Source organism: Pseudonocardia sp. (assembly GCF_025965585.1).
Taxonomy (GTDB): Bacteria; Actinomycetota; Actinomycetes; order Mycobacteriales; family Pseudonocardiaceae; genus Pseudonocardia.
Map to the genome: position 1 here is coordinate 1 of NZ_JAOPWR010000075.1, position 5126 is coordinate 5126.

Genomic DNA, 5126 nt, shown 5'->3' on the forward strand with positions numbered 1-5126 from the left:
GCGCGCCCGCCGCGGTGGCCGCGCCGCTGCCGGTGCCCGATCCAGGCCCGCCGCCCGCCACGCCCCTGCCTGGCGTGCCCCGCAGCAGGCACGCGGTGGGTGATCCCCGTGGCAGCGACGTCGTCGCCCGGTTCGGCCGCGCGAAGGAGGCCCGCTTCGGGACGATGTTCAAGAAGCTGACGGCCTTCACCCCCGACGACGACCTGCTCGTCGGCCTCTCGGAGAAGATGGTGGAGGCCCGCGGGCCTGCGGACGACATCGTCCCGGACGGGCTGGACAACCCCACGATGCCGGCCGGGTTCATCTACCTCGGCCAGTTCATCGACCACGACATGACTCGCGACACCACGCCGCTGGGCGACCAGCGCCTCGACCCTCGCGGGCTGACCAACTTCGACACGCCCCGGTTCGACCTCGGTTCGGTCTACGGCGGGGGTCCCGCCGCCGATCCCGAGCTGTACGACCCGCAGCGGCCCGGCTACCTGTTGCTGAGCCGCAACGCCAACGGCCTCGAGGACCTGCCGAGGGCCGGCAACGGCACCGCGTTCGTCGGCGACCCCCGCAACGACGAGAACCTGATCATCAGCCAGATGCAGATGGCGTTCATCAAGCTGCACAACCACTTCATGGACTCCGAGCACGACTTCACCCGCGCCCGGCAGCAGACCCGCTGGCACTTCCAGTGGGTCGTCGTGCACGACTTCCTGCCGCATGTGGTCGGCCAGCAGGTTCTCGACGACATGCTCTTCACGTTCGCAGGCAGGCCGCGGGCCAGGACCCTGTTCTACAAGCCGGGCAACCCGTTCAAGCCGATGATGCCGATCGAGTTCTCCGTCGCCGCGTACCGGTGGGGGCACAGCGGCATCCGGCCGGAGTACGAGATGCACGAGACCCCGTTCTCGCCGAGTCCGTCGGTGCTGCCCATCTTCAGCACCGACACCGGCCCGAACCCGCGGGACCTGCGCGGGTCCCGCCCGCTGTTCCTGGACGCCACGATCGACTGGAACTACTTCTTCGAGATCCCCGGTGTGGACCCTCCCGACGACCGCAACATGGCGCGGCTCATCGACACCCAGGTGGCCCGGCCGTTGCACGACCTGCCCGACTCCGTCATCGCCCACACCCCGGGGGCGGTCATCGCCCTCGCCCAGCGCAACCTGCTGCGGGGCAAGCGCCTCGGCCTCCCCGCGGGCCAGGACGTCGCCGCGACGATGCGCGCGCAGGTCCCCACCATGCCGGCGCCGCTCACGAACGGCCAGCTCGGGCTCACCGAACCCCGATGGGGCGGCAAGGCGCCGCTGTGGTTCTACTGCCTGCGCGAGGCCGAGCTCGGTGGCGGGCTCACGCTGGGGGCGGTCGGCGGGCGGATCGTGGCCGAGGTGATCCTCGGGCTGCTGCAGATCGATCTGGGTTCCTACTGGAACGCCCCGGCGGGGTTCACCCCCGTGGGAGGGCCGTCGTTCCGGATGGGCGACCTGATCCGGCTGGCCGGAGCGCCCGTCGCCCCGGTCTCGGCCGAGGGCGCGGCCCCACCGCTGCGGTTCGGGGTGGCCCGGGGTGTCGTCGCCGGGCGGGCCCGGTAAGAGGCCGTCCCGACCTGCGGGTACGCCGGTACTAGGACCATCGTCCACTGGGGCGGGGCGCCGCGGCCTGGGAACGTGGTTCCTGCCGGTCGGTACGGCCCGGGAGCACGTCCCTCGACCTCCCACGTCATCATCCGGCCGCCCGGAGCCTGGTGCGCGGATGTCCCCTCGTCCGCGCACCAGGCTCTTCGGTGTGGTGCAACCCCCGGTTCTGGGGGGCCGCGACCCCCCGCGATGGGAGATCCGTCGCGCGCCACCGGCGCGGAGACTCGTCGCGTCACACCCGCCGAGGCCAGGAGCCCTCCGATGGCCAGCCAGTGCACCCGCCCGCGTCCGACGGTCCCGTCGTCGCTGGTCGTCGCCGTGCTCGCGCTGTGCGGCGTGCTCGGGTCCCTCGTCGCGGGACCCCGCACGGTCGAGGCCGTTGCCGAGCTCACCGCGACGGGGACGGCACTGCACCCCGGCACGCCGTCCTACACCCGCACCTCGTCCGCCGGCGGGGTCGTCGACGTGTTCGCCGGCAGCTCCGGTGGGCAGATCCTGCAGGTCACCGGGGCCGGCCTGACGCCGACGACGCTGCGCGGCGACGCCACCGGCCGCTACTTCGGCAGGCTCGCCTTCACCGGTGACCCACCCGCCCAGGTGACGGTGAGCAACGTCAGCGACCGGCCCGTGACGGCCGTGACCCTGCCCCTGGTGGACCGCGTCGTCGTCAGCCAGGCCGGGTACGACGTGGCCACCCGCACGTTCACCGTGCAGGCCGCGTCCAGCGACGCCGTGACCGCACCGGGTCTCTCGATCGACGGCCTCGGACCGCTCGACAGCGCCGGGCACGGGGTGTTCACCGGCGTCGACGCGCCCCCGGCCACGGTGGTCGTCCTGTCCGGGCGGGGCGGACGCGGATCCGCCCCCGTCTTCGTGTCCGGACCTGCGCTGGGGGCCGACCAGGTCGCGGCCGTCGCGGGGCCGGACCGCGCGGTCCAGCAGGGCCAGGTCGTCACCCTCGACGGCTCGGCGTCGCTGAGGGCGAGCGGCCTGGCGTGGGCGCAGACCGCGGGCCCGCCCGTGGTGCTGGCCGACGCCGGTTCCGCCGTGGCCACGTTCACCGCGCCGAACCAGGGCGGTGCACTGGTGTTCCGGCTGACCGCCCAGGGTGGGGGCGGCCCGGTCGTCGACGAGGTGACGATCACCGTGGCCGCAGATCCCGTCGCGGGGGGCGGGTGAACGGGCTGCGCCGCGCCGTCGCGGTCGCCGTGCTGGTCCTGCTCGGGCTCGCGGGTGTCGCGGGCACCGCGTCCGCCCACGCGCAGCTGGAGGGCAGCGACCCGCCCGCCGACGGGGTCGTCGCCACCGCGCCCGGGGCCGTGGCGCTGCTGTTCGGCGAGCCGGTGGACATCGCGGGCGGGTCGGTGCAGGTCTTCGACGACCACCTGGCGCGCGTCGACCGCGACGACCTCGCCGCCGCCGACGGCAACCGGGTCCGCGTGGGGCTGCGGGACGGGCTCCGGTCCGGCACCTACACGGTGAGCTGGCGGGTGAGCTCGGTGGACACCCACCCGGTCTCCGGCACGTTCACGTTCTCGGTGGGCGCCCCGAGCATCGTCACCGGAGTGTTGCCCGGCGGCGACGGTCAGGCCGAGGCCCTGCTCGCCGTCGCGCGCGGCCTGTCCTACGCGGGCCTCGCGCTCGGCCCTGGAGCGTTGCTGGTGCTGCTCGTGCTGTGGCCGGCCGGAACGGCCGACCGCAGGGCCCGGCGGGTGATCACGACGGGCGTGGTCACGCTGCTGGTCAGCACCCTGGCCGGGATGCTGCTGCAGGGGGTGTGGGCCAGCGGCCTGCCGCTCAGTGCGCTGTGGTCCTCGCCCGACGCCCTCGACACGCACTCCCGCCGGTTCGACCAGCTGTTCGCCCTCCGCTCCTACCTCGTCCTCGGCTTCGGGGCCGTGCTCGCCGGGGCCGTGCTCGCGGCGTCGTCCCCGGTGCCCTCCCCGCATCCGTCCCGCTCGGCGGTGCCCGTGGTCCGCCGTCGTCGCGCGCTGATCGGTGCCGCCGCCGCGGTGTCGGCGGGCCTGCTCTGCACCTGGTCGCTCGCCGGCCACCCGGCGGCGGGTGAGCAGCCCCTGATCGCCGTGGCCGCCGACGTGGCGCACATCGCGGCCATGGCGGTGTGGCTCGGCGGGCTGGCGCTGCTGGCCACGACGCTGGCGCGGTCCGCCCGTGCCGCGGACCTCGCGCTCGTCGTCCCGCGGTTCTCCCGGCTCGCGCTGACCTGCGTCGCGGTCCTGGCCCTCACCGGCACCTACCAGTCCTGGCGCGACGTCGGCACCCTCGACGCGCTGACCGGGACGACGTTCGGCCGGCTGCTGCTGCTCAAGCTGGCCGGCGTCGTGGTGCTCGTCGTGCTGGGGGCGGTGGCGCGTCGCTGGGTGCAGCGGCACACCGCTCCGGCCCGGCAGCTGCTGGCCCCCCGCGTGCTCGCCGACGCGTCCGGGCAGCCGATGCCGCTCGAGGAGCCCGCGGCCCCACCGCTCCCGGACCGGGCCGCGGTGCGTGCGCTGCGCCGCGGGGTGGTCGCCGAGCTCGTGGTCGCCGCGGCGGTGCTCGGCCTCACGGCCGTGCTCGTCGCGACCGTGCCGGCCCGGCAGGCCTGGACCCCGCCGGTCGAGCGCAGCGTGACGGTCGGCAGCGTCGTGGTCGACCTCGTGGTCGACGTCCCACGGATCGGCGACACCACCGTGCACCTCGACGTGCACCGCCCCGACGGCACGCCCGTCCCCGTGCAGCAGCTGACCGGGTCGCTCACCCTGCCCGCCGCCCGGCTCGGACCGTTGCCGGTCCGGGTGCCGCCACCGGCACCCGACGCGCAGCGCCCGTCCGCGGGCCTCACCTTCCCCGCCGCCGGTGACTGGACGCTCCAGCTCACCGTCCGGACCTCCGCGCTCGACGCGGTGGCCGTCACCGTCACCGTGCCGGTGACCTGAACCAGGAGCCCGACACATGCACCGACTGACCCGCACGCTCGTCCTGCCCGCCGCCGCCGCGGCGATGCTGCTCGTGGCCGCCCCGGCGTGGGCGCACGTCGAGGTCGAGGGCCAGCCCGCTCCCGGGGGTGGCGTGATGCTGACGTTCCACGTGCCGAACGAGGAGGCGCCCGCGCGCACGACCTCGGTGCTCGTCGCGCTGCCCACCGACCACGTCCTGCCGGGGTTGGCTCCGCTGGCCGCCGACGGCTGGACGCCGCGGGTCGACGGGGCCACCGTGACCTGGACGGGCGGCGCGATCGCCGGGACGGCGACGGAGGACTTCCGGATCCGGGTCGCCGCGCTGCCCGCCGGGGTCACGGCGCTGACGTTCAGGGCCATCCAGACCTACGACGACGGAGCCAGCGTCGCGTGGATCGAGACCTCGGCCCCCGGCGCGCCGGAGCCCGAGCACCCCGCGCCCGTGCTCGACGTCGCCACCCTCGGGTCGGGCGCCGCCGCGGGCGACGACCACGGCCGTGGCTCCGGGGACGACCGGGGCGAGCACGGGGGGAGCCTCACG

At 75.2% G+C, this 5126-nt stretch carries 4 protein-coding genes; all 4 read left to right on the forward strand.

Going from position 1 to position 5126, the window contains the following annotated elements; genetic code table 11:
• The coding region (locus tag JWR81_RS04850; RefSeq protein ID WP_297647032.1) for a heme peroxidase family protein at window positions 1-1583 on the forward strand (1583 nt) is incomplete at its 5' end.
• 306 nt (window positions 1584-1889) lie between these two features.
• Window positions 1890-2807: a hypothetical protein gene (locus tag JWR81_RS04855; RefSeq protein ID WP_297647035.1), complete on the forward strand. Its 918-nt coding sequence runs from the start codon at window positions 1890-1892 to the stop codon at window positions 2805-2807.
• The gene (locus tag JWR81_RS04860; RefSeq protein WP_297647037.1) at window positions 2804-4564 is read left to right on the forward strand and encodes a copper resistance protein CopC; all 1761 of its coding nucleotides are present in this window, start codon (window positions 2804-2806) and stop codon (window positions 4562-4564) included. Before JWR81_RS04855 ends, JWR81_RS04860 begins: the two co-directional genes overlap by 4 nt.
• Before the next feature lie 16 nt (window positions 4565-4580).
• Window positions 4581-5126: DUF1775 domain-containing protein (locus JWR81_RS04865; RefSeq protein WP_297647039.1), on the forward strand; the 546-nt coding region annotated here is incomplete at its 3' end.